The organism is Acinetobacter kyonggiensis, from assembly GCF_900107285.1.
Lineage (GTDB): Bacteria > Pseudomonadota > Gammaproteobacteria > Pseudomonadales > Moraxellaceae > Acinetobacter > Acinetobacter kyonggiensis.
The window spans coordinates 44,802-62,565 of record NZ_FNPK01000007.1; the positions used below are offsets into that span (position 1 = coordinate 44,802).

General features: G+C 38.1%; 15 protein-coding genes. 12 read left to right on the top strand and 3 right to left on the bottom strand.

Features of this window, described 5'->3' with window-relative positions; all coding sequences use genetic code 11:
- Positions 1-33: 33 nt before the first annotated feature.
- Together BLV99_RS07355 and apbC are read left to right on the top strand one after the other, a co-directional pair.
- A complete protein-coding gene (locus tag BLV99_RS07355) occupies positions 34-408 on the top strand; it encodes a cupin domain-containing protein (protein ID WP_086184799.1) in 375 nt (124 codons plus the stop codon).
- Between the two features lie 347 nt (positions 409-755).
- Positions 756-2,057: an iron-sulfur cluster carrier protein ApbC gene (gene apbC, locus BLV99_RS07360; RefSeq protein ID WP_092689283.1), complete on the top strand. Its 1,302-nt coding sequence runs from the start codon at positions 756-758 to the stop codon at positions 2,055-2,057.
- A 535-nt stretch (positions 2,058-2,592) separates the two neighbouring features.
- Here apbC and BLV99_RS07365 read toward each other — a convergent pair.
- Entirely contained in the window at positions 2,593-3,135 is a 543-nt protein-coding gene (locus BLV99_RS07365) for a DUF2062 domain-containing protein (RefSeq protein WP_092689286.1), read from the bottom strand.
- A 281-nt stretch (positions 3,136-3,416) separates the two neighbouring features.
- On the opposite strand from BLV99_RS07365, the gene BLV99_RS07370 reads away from it, so the two are divergent.
- From BLV99_RS07370 to BLV99_RS07395, 6 genes are all read left to right on the top strand, one after another.
- On the top strand, positions 3,417-4,010 hold the full coding sequence (locus tag BLV99_RS07370) for a LysE family translocator (protein ID WP_086184796.1): 594 nt from the start codon (positions 3,417-3,419) through the stop codon (positions 4,008-4,010).
- A gap of 125 nt (positions 4,011-4,135) precedes the next feature.
- Positions 4,136-4,705 carry a dCTP deaminase gene (dcd, locus tag BLV99_RS07375; protein ID WP_004648130.1) on the top strand — a complete coding sequence of 190 codons (570 nt, stop codon included), beginning with the start codon at positions 4,136-4,138 and terminating at the stop codon, positions 4,703-4,705.
- Between the two features lie 246 nt (positions 4,706-4,951).
- Positions 4,952-6,412: a hypothetical protein gene (locus tag BLV99_RS07380; protein ID WP_092689289.1), complete on the top strand. Its 1,461-nt coding sequence runs from the start codon at positions 4,952-4,954 to the stop codon at positions 6,410-6,412.
- Between the two features lie 9 nt (positions 6,413-6,421).
- Positions 6,422-7,099 carry a hypothetical protein gene (locus BLV99_RS07385; protein ID WP_086184794.1) on the top strand — a complete coding sequence of 226 codons (678 nt, stop codon included), beginning with the start codon at positions 6,422-6,424 and terminating at the stop codon, positions 7,097-7,099.
- 30 nt (positions 7,100-7,129) lie between these two features.
- The gene (locus tag BLV99_RS07390) at positions 7,130-9,409 is read left to right on the top strand and encodes a DUF6160 family protein (protein ID WP_092689292.1); all 2,280 of its coding nucleotides are present in this window, start codon (positions 7,130-7,132) and stop codon (positions 9,407-9,409) included.
- A 24-nt stretch (positions 9,410-9,433) separates the two neighbouring features.
- Entirely contained in the window at positions 9,434-10,762 is a 1,329-nt protein-coding gene (locus BLV99_RS07395; protein WP_092689295.1) for a hypothetical protein, read from the top strand.
- A 66-nt stretch (positions 10,763-10,828) separates the two neighbouring features.
- Here the strand turns inward: BLV99_RS07395 and BLV99_RS07400 are convergent, their stop codons facing one another.
- On the bottom strand, positions 10,829-12,544 hold the full coding sequence (locus tag BLV99_RS07400; RefSeq protein WP_092689298.1) for a proline--tRNA ligase: 1,716 nt from the start codon (positions 12,542-12,544) through the stop codon (positions 10,829-10,831).
- Positions 12,545-13,354: 810 nt separating this feature from the next.
- Positions 13,355-13,948 carry a hypothetical protein gene (locus BLV99_RS07405; protein WP_086184878.1) on the bottom strand — a complete coding sequence of 198 codons (594 nt, stop codon included), beginning with the start codon at positions 13,946-13,948 and terminating at the stop codon, positions 13,355-13,357.
- A gap of 326 nt (positions 13,949-14,274) precedes the next feature.
- Here BLV99_RS07405 and pilG point away from each other — a divergent pair, with 326 nt between their 5' ends.
- The 4 genes from pilG to BLV99_RS07425 are packed head-to-tail and all read left to right on the top strand — an operon-like array spanning position 14,275 to position 17,710.
- Entirely contained in the window at positions 14,275-14,658 is a 384-nt protein-coding gene (gene pilG, locus BLV99_RS07410) for a twitching motility response regulator PilG (RefSeq protein ID WP_004648137.1), read from the top strand.
- A gap of 23 nt (positions 14,659-14,681) precedes the next feature.
- A complete protein-coding gene (locus BLV99_RS07415; protein WP_004648139.1) occupies positions 14,682-15,050 on the top strand; it encodes a response regulator in 369 nt (122 codons plus the stop codon).
- A gap of 5 nt (positions 15,051-15,055) precedes the next feature.
- Positions 15,056-15,592, top strand: coding sequence for a chemotaxis protein CheW (locus BLV99_RS07420; RefSeq protein ID WP_004648140.1), 537 nt, complete (start codon positions 15,056-15,058; stop codon positions 15,590-15,592).
- Positions 15,593-15,637: 45 nt separating this feature from the next.
- Positions 15,638-17,710: a methyl-accepting chemotaxis protein gene (locus BLV99_RS07425; protein ID WP_086184788.1), complete on the top strand. Its 2,073-nt coding sequence runs from the start codon at positions 15,638-15,640 to the stop codon at positions 17,708-17,710.
- Positions 17,711-17,764: the final 54 nt, after the last annotated feature.

Sequence of the window (17,764 nt, forward strand, 5' to 3'; positions counted from 1 at the left end):
AATTTATAAATAATGAATTCATGGAACAGAAGAATGGCGGATCAACCTTTTGTGGTAAACACCAATACGATGCCGTGGGAATTTATTCCGATTCCCTTTTTAAATGATGCGCTGCCTGTCAAAACATGTTTACAGGACCCAGATACAGGCATGATGATTTGGAAATTACGTTATCCAGCAGGGTTTAGAACCGTGGAGCATTGGCATCATTGTGCGCACGGCATGTATGTATTAGAGGGGCATTTAGTCACCAGTGAGGGTGAGTTTGGGCCGGGGAGTTTTGTCTGGTTTCCAGAAGGTTCGGTGATGTTTCATGGCGCACGTAGTGATAATGATGTGTTAATGCTCTTTATTACCAATAAACCTTTTGACATTCATTTTACCGCCGAAGAAGGAATGCCTGTTTAAATAGAGGTATAGGAACGAAACAAAGCTGTGGATGTCTAGGTCTCACTACATATCTACACGTTTGGGGTATTGTTATTCAGATATTTTAGCCAAAATTTAATGGGATATTACCGCTTTATGAGGGGTATTTAACTGTAATGATCAGCAGTGAAAAATCGACTTTTGTATAAAGTATTGTTAATCAATAGGCGAAATTTTTTCAAATCTAAGTGTTTTTGCTTAAAACCAACTAATTGGGTTGGTTTTTTAGCAACATTCAGCAAGCTAGGGAGAACTTTGCTTAACCTTCGCTGCATTTAAAGCTAAACTATGACATTCAGTTGTATGTCCGTACTTGGAGTAAACGTATGTCATGGCTTTCTTCGCTTAAATCTGTTTTTTCGCCCTCGCAGGAAGTGAAGGAAGACGAAATCCAAACTGTGCTAGAAGGCTATTTATTGCCAGATTCAAACCATGCATTGAAGGATCGAATTAGCCAAGTGAATGTTGAAGGAAGAGTATTACAAATAACCATTAATACTTATCCTGCTGAAGCGGATCAACTGCAAAAAATTCATGATGATTTGGCTGATGCATTGGAAAAATGTGGCATCCAAGAACTGAATATGCACGTGATTCAGCAAAAACATGCACACGGAGAAGGTTGCTCCACGCATGATCATGGCAAAGAAGGGCATAGTTGTTCTAGTAAACCACCATCTGAAGCGGCAGCACCTCAAGCTGCAAAACTTCCACCTGCAAAACTTCCACCTGTGGTGGATGCTTCAGCTAAAACAGCCCAAGCTGAAATTAAAAAACCGCAAGATGAAGACCCAAACAATCCACCTATTCAAAAACCAGCGCCACAACAAAGAGATGTGCCTAAGCATCCACGTATTCAAAATGTCATCTTGGTTTCATCGGGAAAAGGTGGTGTAGGTAAATCGACGACAACAGTAAATCTGGCTTTGGCATTACAGAAATTGGGCTTAAAAGTGGGTGTTTTAGATGCCGATATTTATGGGCCAAGTATTCCAACCATGTTGGGAAATGCAGGCCGTACTCCTATGATCGAAGCGGAAAATTTTGTTCCGATTGAAGCTTACGGCATGGCTGTTTTATCGATTGGGCATTTAACGGGAGATAATAATACCCCCGTGGCTTGGCGTGGTCCAAAGGCAACAGGTGCATTAATGCAATTGTTTAACCAAACTTTATGGCCAGATCTAGATGTTTTAATGATTGATATGCCACCGGGGACAGGTGATATTCAATTGACACTGGCACAACGTATTCCCGTAACTGGTGCCGTCATTGTGACAACACCGCAAAATGTGGCATTAATGGATGCCATTAAAGGCATTGAACTATTTAATAAAGTTCAAATTCCAGTCATGGGTGTGGTGGAAAATATGTCGACCCATATTTGTTCAAATTGCGGTCATGAAGAGCAAATTTTCGGTACAGGTGGCGGTGACAAATTATCAGCACAGTACCAAATTCCTTTGCTTGGACGCTTACCTTTAAATGTGCAAATACGTGAAAATGCAGATGCAGGTAAACCGTCTGTGGTTGCTGGTGATGATGCGGCAGAAAGCTATCTTGCTATTGCGCAAAAAATTATAGACCAACTGCCTAAAGCGGAAAAACCTCAGAATCGAATTTTCTAAAAGACATGAAAATGCCATTTTAAGAAGCTCAACTTCGGTTGTTATGCTGAATAGCTAAGGAGTTTTGTAATAAACTCCTTAGCTATTCACAACGGAGTCTTATATTTTTAAATCAAATGCTTGGAGCTCATCTATTACTTTGGATAAGCCCAAATGAGAAGCCTCAAAATATATTTTGAGTTCGCAAGAAAGGCATCTTGCGGCGCAGTGCGCCTCACCGCAAAACTCGTCAAATACCTTTTATTGATCAATTCATCGCAGAAACCTTACTTTTTTAATCTTGCGGTGTATACACCTCATGCCTCGAACAGTTGCGGATGACGTTTACGTGTATCGAATAACATCATGAATAAAAAAGCCAATCAATTTCTTAATTGATCAGTATTACACCTTCGGTTGGGCTTTCTATGATGTGTATATCTACGTTTGTAGTTTATAAAGTGTGATGAAACAAGGACGACGAGGGAAAACGCTGAAATCTAAAATGGTTGTCATAACAGGAATAAAGAGATTTGCTTATCTAAAGCTTACTTGATTATTTGATATAACGACGACGTTTATAATGCTGAATAATGCTCCATCGCCAAAATAATCGAGTAATGACAAATAACAGAATGGCAAAAATGAATGCTTCTAACACTAAACCTAACAATAGAATTTTTGCCAAACTTAAGTCGATATGTCCATGACCAAAATGAGTAATCCAGTGGCTGATTTGGTGTAAAACACCCAAGATCATATCTTGATTAATCATATTGACCTGAAAAACCTGAGCCCCTAACCAAAAACCAATATATAAAATAGGGATGAGTGTAAAAGGATTGGTGAGCCAAGCGAGACATAAACTAATCGGTAAATTGACTTCAAAAAATAATACTGTCAAAACAATTAAAATACTATGAAAAGGCAAAGGCAACATGCCCCAAAAGGTGCCAATAAAAATGGCTTTTGAAATGGACTTTCTGTTCACATACCACAGCAAAGGATTTAAGGTACGTTGACCAAAAACCTTCATCAGCTTCATTTCTGAGATTTTAACGGGAGAAGGAAGCCATGACCGAAAGAACTGTTTTGCCATAAAAGTAGGATGCTTAAGTAATGAAATATTGTGCCTGAATAGAGCATTGAGTAACAGTTTAACTATCGGTTAATGTAGCGCATTGAGGGCTTTAAATGTGAGAGTGGAAATTTTTATTAACAAATGACGCTTAAGTTATATTGAATATATTTGTCTAAATTGCTAATTTTTATATATTTTTATGAGTGGTTTGGGTGTTTTGGATAAGGTGTAAAATTTCATATTTGCTAAGTATAATAAAGTGATTTACTCTTCGCGCACTCTATATAGAGAGGTCGCATATGATTTCATGGCTGTTCATTGGTTTGGTGGTCACTATTTTATTGACACCTGGCCCAACAAATACATTGCTTGCATCTTCTGGTATACAGGTAGGTGTGCGCCAATCATTACGACTTATTCCAGCAGAATCAATTGGTTATTTGATTTCAATCACTGTTTGGGGAATGATTATTGGTACAGTTTCAAGCCAATTCCCAATTATCCCGATATTACTCAAGCTATTAAGTGCGCTGTATATTATTTTTCTTGCGATTAAACTTTGGAAAACAGCGGATATAGAAGCCAGTTATAACCAGCCGACCATTCGTGCACGTGAATTGTTTTGTGCCACTTTACTCAATCCTAAAGCATTACTTTTTGCGTCTGCTATTTTCCCAACTACAGCTTGGCTGACCATGCAGGCTTATGTAGTGCATATGGGGCTGTTTTTACTTTTGATTGCGCCAATTGCGTTATTTTGGACGTTTATCGGTTCTATTTTAGCCTCGAATAAAGTACGTTGGTTAAATCAATCGAACTTACAAAAAACCGCATCTTTGGTGTTGATTAGTTTCTCTATTCCACTGAGTTATTCCGCTCTTTTAAGTCTTTAAAATAAGGCGATGAAAATGCACATTTGGTAAAAAATGACATCATCGCCTGATCATCATTTCCATTGCAGCCGATTTCAGTTAAAGTACAGCGCAATAATTGATTTAACTATTTTTGGATAGAAAGAATGGCAATTAAGTCTGATCGTTGGATTCGTGAAATGAGCGAAAATCACGGCATGATTGAACCGTATGCAGAAAACCAAGTTCGCTATGATGATGCGGGTGAAAAACTCATTTCTTATGGTGTTTCAAGCTATGGTTATGATGTGCGTTGCGCACGTGAATTTAAAGTATTTACCAATGTGCATTCAGTAATTGTCGACCCAAAAAACTTTGATGATAAAAGCTTTATTGATATTGAATCTGACGTGTGTATTATTCCGCCAAATTCATTTGCCTTAGCACGTACGGTCGAATATTTCCGTATTCCACGTAATGTTTTGACGGTATGCTTAGGTAAATCAACCTATGCTCGTTGCGGTATTATTGTGAACGTAACACCACTTGAACCTGAATGGGAAGGTCATGTTACTTTAGAGTTTTCAAATACAACCAACTTACCTGCACGTATTTATGCAGGTGAAGGTGTGGCGCAAATGCTATTTTTTGAATCTGATGAAGTATGTGAAACTTCATATAAAGACCGTGGTGGTAAATATCAAGGTCAAACAGGCGTGACTTTGCCGAAAGCATAAATAGTATAAAGAGTTGAATAAGCGGATCATTTTGGTCCGCTTATTTTTTGTGAGATTCATTCATCGGAAACTCCTTACATTTACCCAGTTTTTTTTGCAATTGAATAAAAATTCAGCATAATAAAAAGTTGTACAGACTTGGTCAGAATATTGTTGTCATGACAAATAAATAAAAATTTGACGTACCAAGCTTAGGACGAAATGAAAATAATGATGCGGAGCATCTGATAAAAAAGGAAGGTCGTGATGACTCAAAGTTGGAATACAGGATTGAAAAAGTCTTGTTTAGCCAGTGTAATTGCTGTTTTGATGAGCCAATCAGTTTATGCGCTTGAATCTTTGTCAGATGATCACCTTGCAGACACAACGGGTGAGGGTATGGCACTATTACCTGAAAATTTCAAAATGGTTTTTCAGGGTGCCAATGATTTATCGACCGCCTCAAGTTATGGTGTTTTAACCGATTCTTCCGCCTTACTCCAAGCATCGAAAAAAGATACTGGTTTTATACGTATTATTCCGACTGGTGAAAATTATGCCAACCTCACATTAACAGCCGCTCAAGCCGCAGCGAAAAGAACCAAAGCAGATATTTTTATTTATGGTTTAGCGCTGTCTGCGAGTAATAATAATTTAAACCAGCGTTTTAGTAATGTTGGTTTTAACTGGGGAAGTTCTATTAATCCTTGGTTATTTCGTGCAGGTACAGCAAATAATATTCAACAATTTTCGAGTAGTAATGCTGCGGGAGATATCAGTTATTTAGCTTTAGAAGCACCGTTAGCTCAAGTCACTGCAGACGAAAGCGATAATAATATTAAGTTAGGTTTCTGGTTAGATGCATTTTCGCGTAGTTGGAACTCAAGTAATGCCATTAATCCGATTACAGGCGCGCCAGTCGCAAAACCAGTCGCGGGTGATCCTAGCAATGATATTGATTTAGACAAAAATCAGCGTTTAAGATTACAGTATGTCGCAAATGGGCTAAGTTTGAGTGGTTCACAAATACGACTTTTCCAAACTATGCCATCAACAACAGCTCAACATAATCAAACTCTGGGAATGGCCAGTGTTTTACGTTTGAATACCAATGATGATCCTGCAAACCTAAAATTTACTGATGCAGGTTTAGATGCAAAAGCCATTCGCCTAAGTACAGCAACGACAAATGATGGAACATATTCGACGCCCGCATTACAACAAAATTCAGAGGCCCCTTTATTTAATGATAAAGAAGGCATGTATTTATATAGTCCGAATATTAATTTGGTTTTAGGAAATATGTATCAGCCCTTTGTATTGGGGTCTGAAGGCAATAATATTATTTTAGAAGTTACCCGTATACCAAATGTCCCTAATATTTATAAGAAAATTTATACAAATTATGATGTGCCTTATAGCAGTTTATCTGCGGCCAGTGAGTATCAAGGGTCTACTTGTAATGTCTACGTTTGTGGGTTTAATACTTCTTCACTGACCTCTGGCTCAAGCACCATTAACTATCAAGGAAATAATGCAACGCATAGTAGTATTTCTATTGGGAGTGTAACCCGTGATCCCACCACTAACTTGTTAAAAGCCAATACTGGAGCAGATGCCACAGGCGTTGTATTTAGAAGCCCTACAGGAACGGCAGTGAACTTGGGTTCTGTTGTAATAGATGGTGTGTTGATTCAACATCTTAAGTTTAAAACTACAGGTTTATAGGAAATTGAAATGTTAAATAAAATAGCTATTTCTGTTGCTTTATTACTTACTTGTACGGTTCACGCAGAATTGGTCGGTCTCGATAATGCAGAATTGTTAGATGTGACTGGGCAGGGCGGTGCAGATTTGAGTTGGACATTGTCTTTAAACCATCAATATGCGAATGATATGAGTAAAAAAGATATTTCTAATCTTGCGCTTATTAATGCAGGAAATATCACTGGTGCATATTATCAGTATGATTGTGTAGCTAATGTTTTATGTCGTTTTGCCTTCTCTCCAAATAATCATATTGAAAAAGTGAATGGTGTAGACAATAAGAAATGGTTAGTCTTTAAGCAAATCCAAGGCACGATTCAAATTGATAAATTTTCTTTAGATGGTTCTACCATTATTAATAAAGATGGTAATCCACAAACGGCGATGAACCTGACATTTTATGATGATAAGCCATTAAAAATACGTAATTTAGGTTTTTCCAGTTTAGCTGTTGAAAGTAATGGTGAAGAGGGTTATTTAAATAAAAATACCTATACCACCTATAACAATGGAAATGCAGTCCCTAGTTTTGACCAAGGTGCTGAAACAGGATTTATGGGGGTGAATGTGCATGGGAATTTGCATATGTCAGGTAATTTGAAAATCTTTAGTTATAACTGTGCAGGAACAACAAGCAGCCGTTGCTAAATAAAATTTTCAAAAAATAAGGATGTTAAAATGAAAAAAATAACAAAATTAAAGTTACTTACCGTATGTATTTTTTTAGCACAACATAGCCATGCATTAGAGCAATTAAATGATTCTTCACTGAGTACTGTTACAGGACAAGATGGAATATCCATTACTCATGAGGTGTCTAAGGTCACTGTTGATCAAGTCAATTGGATAGATTATAGCAATACTGGCAGTATGAAATTAGGGCTTCATAATGTTGAAGTGAAAGGCTTAGATAACAGTACCATTAAAAGTACCCTTGATTTTGATGTCGGAAAAACAGACCGTGGTGCGGGTATCCGAATTCAAGCCAGTATTTCACCCTTTCAAGCAACGATTGAAAAATTGATGTTACTGTGTGGAGCGGCTGACTGTACCACTGCTTCACAAAATTTAGGCTCATTAAGTCTTTCAACGATTTCGCCTTTACAGATTTATCTGCAAACTTCTGCTGGTTTGTTTAATCGTGATGAAATAGCACATTTAGATTTCCAATTGCAAAATGCCAGTATTGGTTATGGTTTAAATGGGCAATCGTTAACCTTAAAAGATTTCAATTTCAATTTTTCTGCTGATGGTTATTTGTATCTAGACCAAGATGAGGGAATTGCTTTAACCACAAAAAGTAAAGATGGTCAAACGGATCATATTGTAAATTTAGCTCGGGTAACGGACTTAACGGATGTTGATTCAAGTCGGACGGGGGCAAAAAATCCTGGTGTAAATATTGATTTACGTTATGGATCAGATCCTAGCAATCAGAAAAATATCATTCGTATGGGGGCATCGGGTGCTGTTACCAACGGTAAAGTCTTTTTTAATGCAAATCAGGCAGGTCTTGCGGAATTTAACTCTGTTAATCGGGAATCAGCAAATCTCACAGAAACCACAAAAACAGCGACAGGTTATGAGTTTGCGGGTGCTGGTGGTCTACATATGGGCGTTTCTGCCGACTTTACGCGAAAAGGAAATGCTTTATTAGGGGTTAATGATAATCCTACGACTTTAGAAATTGGACATACTGGGCATGGAAGTTATGCCGTTGAGTTCTCGAACTTATCACCTTTAACCATCCGTAATTCGACTGTTGTTTCAGACCTGAATACGCGTAATGCATATATTGATTTTGGTGATCTTTATATCAATACAGCACAAGTCAAAACCTTGAGCTTTATTGTTAATGAGAATGTCAAAAAAGTGCTTGGTGCTGCGAGTACAGATTTAAAATATGATATGGTGCCAGTAGATAAGGGGCAGAATGTCGCTTTAATTGCCATTCGTGGCATGGATTTTCAAGCAATTGCACGTAAGGCCCGTTTTATTTCTGATAACTCAATTGCTGAAATTACAAGTTCATCTGGGGAATGGGGGATTGGCTTACCTATCTTTAATTTAAATGCAAATTTAGCATTATTTGCTCAGAATTATAGCTATAACAATACGACAAAATCTGGTCTAGGTTATAATTTGGCCATGTCGACAGAAGGCTATGGTATTGATAAAAAAACCAATGCACTTAGTACAACTTCTATTATTATTGTGGATGGGGCTCAAGGTTTACATAATGAAGAAGTGAATTATTATGCTGGCTTAAGAAATATTGATTCATATTTAAAATCAGATGGGGTTATTGGTTTTGAAAATGATGGTATTTATATTAAAGCGGATAATTTATTATTTGCAGCAAAAGCCGAAATTGCAATAGGACAACTGCCAGGTTCTTTATATAACTGTCAGAGTGGTTCTAATAAGTGTGGTCAAGTTGTTCCAATCGATAATTTTGCCCGTAAAGATGATGTATTAAGTTCAATCGCTTTTAAACTCGATGGTAAAGGTGAATTATTTATTATTCCAGGGATGAATTCTTCAACAACACCTGATACTAATTTTTTAAGTCTAAAAGCAAATTTTGAATTTAATCCCTTAACGACAGCAGAAAAAAATAATCAATCTGTATTGGGGAGTTATGTGAGCTTTATTACCGATGATGTGAAAAGCAATCAGTCTATTGCTTCAACAAGTGTCAATTTAAATAAAATGCAAGGTCATGTTGGTCTTGAATCAGCAATTCAGGTCAAAAAAGATACCGTGGTTTTGGATAATAAAATAAATTTCAATCATCCATCGACATTGTTGACGAAAGCGCAAATTGATGCGGGAAATGTAGGACGTGTATTCCGAGCTGAAATGGCCATGTCTCCATCAGGTAGTATGCAAAAAGTGGCTGACTTTGCGATTACAGGTGGAGCAATGCGCAGTACTTTTGGGATTACACCTAGATAAATCATTATAATACAGGGAAATATAATGAAAAAAACAATAATAGCAAGCATGGCTGCTTCAGCTTTCAGTTTAACCACAATGACCTATGCGATGACAAGTTTGGATGATCAAGCACTATCAAAAGTGGATGGCCAAGCTTTATTGAATTTGGAATATTTGCAGGGTAGCAATCAAACTGATGCCTTAGGCGTAAATTACAACCAATCCAATATTGGATTTTATAAATTAGGTTTAAATGCTGAAATGGAGCTGAATGCGAATATTAAAAAGCTTCAGCTCGGTTGTGGCGGGAGCAATGGTGCGGGAAAATGCGATATTGATATTGATAATCTTTCATTGAGCGGATTGCCTGCAAATGCAAACTATACTTCAGATGAGCGAGCTGCGACTTCAGCAAAAATTACCAATCCCTTTATTCAGTTTGCGATCAAGAATCCAACTTCTGCTGCCAGCCGTGAGGTTTTAGGCTTTCGGGTCAGTGCTGAAAAAATTTCAGGATTAATGACTCTTGGTACTGAAAATAGTGCGACACCGAATGGTTTAAATAGTTTTAGTGGTTATATGAAAACCAAAGCGGCTTCAGGCATAGCTGTAACGGCTGAGAGAACGATGAGTTATTCTGATGTTAATCAGTCTATCAATGGAATTGTACAGGGGCGATTATTCGGTAGTAGCTCTGGAACAACATGTCAGTCTGGCTTTCTTGATCCATGTTATAACATTAATTATTCATCAAATGATTATAATTTAACTTTATCTTCTACTTCAGCTCCTTTTACCATTGGTTCTACCATTGTTTCAGGAACTCGGATGACAGATGTCATGCTTAAAGGAAGTGGAACAGTGGGGCAAATTAACTTCAGTGGAGACCTTACGGCAACAGTTGCAGGTTTTCTGAATTTAGATAAAACAGTAACAGGTAATATTACCGGTTTAAAAACGGATATTACCGTCAATCAGAGTTTGGGCTTAATTCATGCGCTGTATTTAAATAACCCTGCATCTTTATCGTTGCAGTCACAAAGTATTTTATGGTCAGGTGCTGCGGTTGGGGCGAATAAGGGTTGGTGGTTGGCGATGGAGGATGAGGTAGAGCTTGGGAGTTTAAGCCCAACCACACAGGTTGCAATTACCAATCAAGTGTTGCAGCAGACCATTGCAGGAATTAGTAAGGATTTGACAGATAATCCACGTAACTGTGGAAATTTATTAACTGGATGTGTAGGAGGGAGTTCATTGGTAGTAGGAAATGTACCAATGAATTCGACGACATTAGATTTTCCCTTAACCAATTTGACCCTGCAAGGACAAAATTTTCGACCAAACTGCTATGGTGGTGTGAAATTTTGCTAAGTCTATTCCGTGCTGAAATAGATATAAAAAAATCCCGCATAATGCGGGCTTTTTTATATTAAAGAATTATTTGGCAATTTTAGCTAAAAGTTCTTCTTTATTAATATTTACAGACTCAGCATCAGTACGACCTTTGTATTCAAAAGTGCCTGCATCCAAGCCTTTCTCACCAATCACAATACGGTGTGGAATACCAGTCAATTCTAAATCAGAGAATTTAACCCCTGGGCGTTCGTTACGATCATCCAAAATAACGTCATAACCAGCAGCTTGTAATTCTGCATATAGTGCTTCAGCAGCTTCTACCGTACGTGGTGATTTATGGGCATTCATCGGTACAATGGCAACGTCAAAAGGTGCAATAGCAGTAGGCCAAATAATACCTTTGTCATCGAAGTTTTGTTCAATAGCAGAAGCAACCACACGTGTTACCCCAATACCATAACAACCCATAGTCACAACCAGCGGTTTGCCATCTTCACCTAACACTTTACAGTTGAGTGCTTCAGAGTACTTTTGACCCAATTGGAAGATGTGACCCACTTCGATACCCCGTTTAATTTGCAGTGTGCCTTGACCATCTGGAGATGGATCGCCTTCAACCACATTACGTAAGTCATAAACTTCAGTAAATTGCGCGTCGCGTTCCCAGTTTACGCCAGTCGCATGTTTGTCTGCTTGGTTTGCTCCAGCAACGAAGTCTGAAAGTACCGATGCTGCACGGTCAACGATCACCGTTAAGCCTTGTTCAACTAAACCTTGTGGGCCAATGAAGCCAGTCACTAAACCAAGTGCAGCAATTTGTTCTTCTGTTGCAAAAGTGAGAGGTGAGGCAATTACAGCATGTTTTTCAGCTTTAATTTCGTTTAATTCGTGGTCGCCGCGAAGGAATAAAGCAACCACAGGTACATGACCTTTTTCATCTGCTACGCCTTGAACCAAGAGTGCTTTTACTGAATCTTTTGCATCTGATTTTAGGAATGCAGAGACATCAGCAATGGTTTTTTGATTTGGTGTATCGACCAGTGTTAATTCTTGCGTTGCTGCTGCACGTGTGCCAACCAGAACTGCTTCAGCCATTTCGACATTAGCTGCATAATCAGATTCTGTTGAGAACGCAATATCATCTTCACCACTTGAAGCTAAGACATGGAACTCATGTGAACCAGAACCACCAATTGAACCTGTATCCGCTTGTACTGGGCGGAAGTTCAAACCTAAACGAGTAAAGATACGGCAATAGGTATCGTACATCACGTCATAGGTTTCTTGTAATGATGCTTGATCGACATGGAATGAGTAAGCATCTTTCATGATGAATTCGCGTGAGCGCATAACACCAAAACGTGGACGAATTTCATCGCGGAATTTGGTTTGAATTTGGTAGAAGTTGATCGGAAGTTGTTTGTAACTTTTCAGCTCATTACGCGCAAGATCGGTAATCACTTCTTCATGCGTAGGGCCAAGGACAAAGTCATTGTTATGACGGTCTTTAAAACGTAGTAGTTCTGGACCATATTGCACAAAACGACCTGATTCTTCCCAAAGGCTTGACGGTTGAGTCACTGGCATGAAGACTTCAAGTGATCCTGCACGGTTCATTTCTTCACGTACAATCGCTTCCACTTTATTTAGCACACGTACGCCCATCGGCAACCAAGTGTATAAACCCGAAGCCAATTTACGAATCATTCCCGCACGTAACATGAGCTGATGTGAAATAACTTCAGCATCGTTTGGGGTTTCTCTTAACGTAGCAAACAAAAAGCGACTCGCGCGCATGAAAACTGTCCTAAAAATATAAGCATGAAAGCCAGATTATACGATAAAAAAATGAGGTGAACATTTCATAATGTCGCCTAGCTGCAAATTAACTCGTGAAACACGCTGTGAAATTGAGGCACTATTGACGTTTTTGAGGTTATCTCAGTGAATAGAGAGCATAGGCATAACCGCTAAAGATGGGGTATTTAGATGTCATTACATCACTAATGACAGCATGTGCTTAGGGTGCTTTTTTTAATATCTTCACTTTAATCTAATGTCAGTGAAATCATCCCTATCAGTATGGCACTGCTGGTCATTTAAATAGGGTGTAAACGGATTTTGCCTATGAAAATGACTGCATTAATCTGTTCAAATTATTGATTTATATTTTTAAACATTGATTAGTGAGTTTGTATTGGGGTTGAGTAATCGAAAATAAATCCATAGTTGAGTTAAGTCGAAATAAGGTGAGGGATTTAATCAGTGATAGGGACGGGGCTATAAACGCAGTAGGGTTAAAAACAGAGCAACAAAGGGTAGTATGGTAGTTAATATAGTAAGTTCAAATTTTTAGACCCATCTGGTATCACCCTAACTTGACCTTGATTCAGCATAGTATATGAACGATATTTTCTTTATACACCGTAATTGTAGCATCACTCAGCTATCCATGGCTGAGTGAGAGTCAACACCTGTACATGTTGATGATGAAACCCAAAATAAAGCTCAATGGATCAAGCGGGGAAGTGAGGGGATCAAGTTAGTAAGTGCAGTCGAATGAAAAGGTTCTAAAAAAGAGTAAGCTGAGCCATCCTACGAAGTCATTTATTCAAGTGTTTTTAAACGCGCGATAATATTGTCGTACTCTGCTTGAGTATTGCGATAGTTCGTTTGTAATGAATTAATAGTTTTCTTTTTTTCTACAATATTTTTTTGGTTGTAATCTAAGTTATTTTTTAAGGCAATCGGAGTGTTTTCAGCTTTACGCAAATATTCCATTTGTTGGCGTTTAAAGTAGATTCGATCATTTTGTAGTTGTTTTAACTGATCTTGTTGAAAGGCAAGTTGTTTTTTTATATACAGCAATGCATCATCGCGCTTTTTAATGGCGACTTGACTGTTGGTATAGGCTTTTTTAAGTTTTAAGTCTGCTGATTTTTGTTGTGCTTGTGCGGCACGCAAGGGGGCCTTTTTTACATCGGCCTCACTATTGTAAGCACGATTACGCTGAATCACTTGCATGTTTTGATCTAAGGCTTCATAACCATGGCGAATATGATTTGGTGTTACATTTGTACTAATATTGGCTACGCCTTTAGTATCATAGTAACGATACCATGTTGCTTTAAGTGGAGTTTGAGCACAAATAGATGTAGATTGAAAAATCATTAAAAATAGAAAAATGAATTTTCTAGTCATTTTTTTTTGCGCAATGAAAGCGAGTTTTTGTTTAAACTGACTTTGCACTGTATCCCCCAATGTAATGTTAACTAAATTACTTATTTTGAAGTAATAAAATGGTATATTAGACTCAAAGTTGAGAATAAAAAACCATTCTGAATCAAAAAAAAATCGTTGGTCGATAGAAAGTGTGAAGCTGTTGTGGTAAAAGCAAGAAAATGAGTCTTTGTTTGGAAAATGGTCGTTGAAAATGCAAGTAAAGATATGTTAAAAATGTTTGCAACTTGTAATAGAACTTTCTACTCAAATTGTTTGTACACTCAAAAAATGTGAAGGGTCATTAAATGGACGATAAATTCCAAAATCTAAAAGTTATGGTGATTGATGATTCAAAAACCATTCGTCGTACAGCAGAAACATTATTGCAGCGTGAAGGTTTTGAAGTCGTAACAGCAGTAGATGGTTTTGAAGCCTTAGCAAAAATTGCAGAAGCAAATCCTGATATTGTCTTTGTCGATATTATGATGCCTCGTTTGGATGGTTATCAAACTTGTGCATTAATCAAGAATTCTCAAAATTATCAAAATATTCCGGTCATTATGCTATCGAGTAAAGATGGTTTATTTGATCAGGCAAAAGGTCGTGTTGTGGGGTCGGATGAATATTTAACCAAACCCTTTAGTAAAGATGAATTATTAAACGCAATTCGAAATCACGTAACAGCATAAGTTAATTTTTATTGGGGACAAGCATGTCACGTATCCTTATAGTTGATGATTCACCAACAGAAACATTCCGTTTTAAAGAAATTTTAACCAAAAATGGGTTTGAGGTTATAGAAGCGGCAAATGGTGCTGATGGTGTCACAATGGCACAAGCGGAGTTGCCAGATCTTGTGTTAATGGATGTGGTGATGCCAGGGGTAAATGGTTTTCAAGCAACGCGTCAAATTGCACGTGGAGACACGACAAAACACATTCCAATCGTGATTGTCAGTACCAAAGACCAAGCAACAGACCGAGTTTGGGGGAAACGTCAAGGGGCGAGTGATTATTTAACCAAGCCTGTAGACGAAAAACAATTAATTGATGTGATTAAACACCACCTCAATGCAGGATAAGCTCTATGGCAGCTAATGGATTTATCGAATTACTTCGGCTTGCTAAACGTGGTAATAAAAACTACGTTACAACTGAAAATGAAGTAAACCGATGGTCAGGCATTGCTTTTGAGATGATGGGGCAATATTTCGTTGCCCCTTTAGGTGAAGTAACTGAGGTGATTTATCCACCTAAATATACGCCAGTTCCAAATACTCAATCATGGGTGATGGGGTTGGCTAATATTCGGGGGCGTTTACTTTCAGTGGCTGATTTAGCTCAATATATTTCTGGGCATAGAAGTCAGTTTTCACCTACTCAGAAAGTATTGTGTATTAGTCATAATGACCATTATGTCGGTTTAGTTGTAGATCAAGTTTTAGGGATTCAGCACTTTAATAAGAAAAGTTTTTTTTCTAAAAATAGTGAGTTAGACAGCAATTTAAAAGAATATTGTCAGGGATATTTTTATCAACATAATCAACACTGGCATGTTTTCTTATTTAGTCGTTTATTGCAAAATCCAAAATACATGAATGCATCTATAAAATTTATAAATTAATAGTCGCGCGCTGAAGAATGATGGCGAAAGTCGGGGAGAAGCTGGATGGGCTTTAAACTTAAGAAGAAAAATACAGGTGAAGGCAGCAGTCGTAAGATTGGTGATGTTTTATTCGCTAAGATTCAATCACAGACAGATCAATTATCACGTGTATTTGGTGACAGTGAAAAGTCCAAACCATTAATTTTGGGTGCAGCTTTTTGTCTTGTCTTAGCAATATTCCTGTTATTGTACTTATTCTATAGTGTGCCGCGCAATAATGAGTTAACGCGTAGTGTTGGTGATTTACGTTTGTTATCACAAATGATTTCACGTCAAGCGACTGAAGCAACAGCATCAGGTACGAAAGAATCGATTGATAAATTAAAAAAATCTCAAGAAGCATTTACTAAAAATCTTGAAATTGTGAAAGATATTCATGCTCGTACTCAGCCACTCGTTGACGTAGAGACGCAATGGAAAAAAGTATCAGAAGAAATTGATTTAATTTCTGCGCAACAAAAAATGATTAACCAACTGTATGATACAAATATTGCGATTGGTGAAACCATTCCTGGTATTCAGGCTGAATATAACTTGATGGTTGACCAAATGGCACGTCAAAATATGCCAAGTAATCAGGTTGTTATTGCGAAAAATCAGGTGTTTATTGCAGAACGTATTCTTCGTTCTATCAGTTCGGTATTGACGGGTAGTGAAAACTCTCGTGAATCAGCAGATGACTTTAGTGCCGATACAGAAACGTTTGGTTCTTACCTGAATGCACAGCTCAATGGTAGTGCTGAATTAGGTGTAGAACGCATTACTGATCCAGCTTTACTTGAATCATTAACAGGGATTAAGGCTGAATATGATGATGTATTAAAATCAGCGTCTGCAACGATTCTTAAAAACTCAGCACAAATTGTTAAAGTACGTCAGGCATCTTCTGCAATTTTTGCACAATCAGATGAGTTGTTAGCAAACCTGTATAAATTATCAGTGGGTTCAAGTTTAACCATTGCAATTCCAGGTCTGTTCTTACTTTTATGTTTAGGTGGTTTCTTATTCTGCGTATTCAAATTACTTGGTTTACGTGGTGAATCAGATAAACAGCGTGTAGCACGTTTACAAGAAGAGTATGACCGTAACCAGAATGCAATTTTACGTTTACTCGATGAGATTGCCGACTTAGCAGATGGTGACCTTCGTTCATACGCAACAGTATCTGAAGATTTTACGGGTGCGATTGCCGACTCGATTAACTTCGCGATTGACCAATTACGTGACCTTGTTTCACGTATTACCGATACGTCTCAAGAAGTTGCACAATATACTGCAAATACGCAGGGCATTACCAACCAGTTAGCTGAAGCATCTGAACACCAAGCGCAAGAAATTGCGGGTGCATCTGCCGCAATTAATGAAATGGCGATGTCGATTGACCAAGTATCTTCGAATGCAACAGAGTCTGCGGTGGTTGCGGAACGTTCGGTAAAAATTGCTGCCAACGGTGCTGATGTTGTAAACCGTTCAATTGAAGGGATGGATACAATTCGTGAACAGATTCAAGAAACTTCAAAACGTATTAAACGTTTGGGTGAGTCTTCACAAGAAATTGGTAACATTGTTGCCTTGATTAACGATATTGCCGACCAAACCAACATCTTGGCATTGAATGCAGCAATTCAGGCATCGATGGCAGGTGAAGCAGGTCGTGGTTTCGCCGTGGTAGCGGATGAGGTACAGCGTCTAGCTGAACGTTCAGCATCAGCAACCAAGCAGATTGAAGGTCTGGTAAAAACCATTCAAACAGATACAAACGAAGCTGTAATTTCAATGGAACAAACTACATCTGAGGTTGTTCGTGGTGCGAACTTATCTAAAGATGCGGGCGTGGCATTGGATGAAATTCAAAACGTATCGAGTAACTTGGCGAAATTGATTGCTAACATTTCTGATGCTGCAAAACTACAGTCTGCTTCCGCAGGTCATATTGCAACCACGATGAATGTTGTACAAGAAATTACATCACAAACGACGACAGCAACATTCGATACAGCACGTTCAGTATCTGAATTGGCAAATATGGCCGAATCGCTACGTGAATCTGTAACTGACTTTAAATTACCAGACTAAGGTAAGGCTAAAGCTATGGGGTAATGTGCCTTACTTTCGAGTAAGGCACATCAA

Bases quoted from the DNA above. Each gene is read 5' to 3' on its own strand.
- BLV99_RS07415 (WP_004648139.1), top strand. From the start codon at position 14,682: ATGTCACGTATCCTTATAGTTGATGATTCACCAACAGAAACATTCCGT.
- pilG (WP_004648137.1), top strand. From the start codon at position 14,275: ATGGACGATAAATTCCAAAATCTAAAAGTTATGGTGATTGATGATTCA.
- BLV99_RS07395 (WP_092689295.1), top strand. From the start codon at position 9,434: ATGAAAAAAACAATAATAGCAAGCATGGCTGCTTCAGCTTTCAGTTTA.
- BLV99_RS07355 (WP_086184799.1), top strand. From the start codon at position 34: ATGGCGGATCAACCTTTTGTGGTAAACACCAATACGATGCCGTGGGAA.
- BLV99_RS07420 (WP_004648140.1), top strand. From the start codon at position 15,056: ATGGCAGCTAATGGATTTATCGAATTACTTCGGCTTGCTAAACGTGGT.
- BLV99_RS07385 (WP_086184794.1), top strand. From the start codon at position 6,422: ATGTTAAATAAAATAGCTATTTCTGTTGCTTTATTACTTACTTGTACG.
- BLV99_RS07370 (WP_086184796.1), top strand. From the start codon at position 3,417: ATGATTTCATGGCTGTTCATTGGTTTGGTGGTCACTATTTTATTGACA.
- BLV99_RS07365 (WP_092689286.1), bottom strand. From the start codon at position 3,135: ATGGCAAAACAGTTCTTTCGGTCATGGCTTCCTTCTCCCGTTAAAATC.
- BLV99_RS07390 (WP_092689292.1), top strand. From the start codon at position 7,130: ATGAAAAAAATAACAAAATTAAAGTTACTTACCGTATGTATTTTTTTA.
- BLV99_RS07405 (WP_086184878.1), bottom strand. From the start codon at position 13,948: ATGACTAGAAAATTCATTTTTCTATTTTTAATGATTTTTCAATCTACA.
- BLV99_RS07380 (WP_092689289.1), top strand. From the start codon at position 4,952: ATGACTCAAAGTTGGAATACAGGATTGAAAAAGTCTTGTTTAGCCAGT.
- BLV99_RS07400 (WP_092689298.1), bottom strand. From the start codon at position 12,544: ATGCGCGCGAGTCGCTTTTTGTTTGCTACGTTAAGAGAAACCCCAAAC.
- apbC (WP_092689283.1), top strand. From the start codon at position 756: ATGTCATGGCTTTCTTCGCTTAAATCTGTTTTTTCGCCCTCGCAGGAA.
- dcd (WP_004648130.1), top strand. From the start codon at position 4,136: ATGGCAATTAAGTCTGATCGTTGGATTCGTGAAATGAGCGAAAATCAC.
- BLV99_RS07425 (WP_086184788.1), top strand. From the start codon at position 15,638: ATGGGCTTTAAACTTAAGAAGAAAAATACAGGTGAAGGCAGCAGTCGT.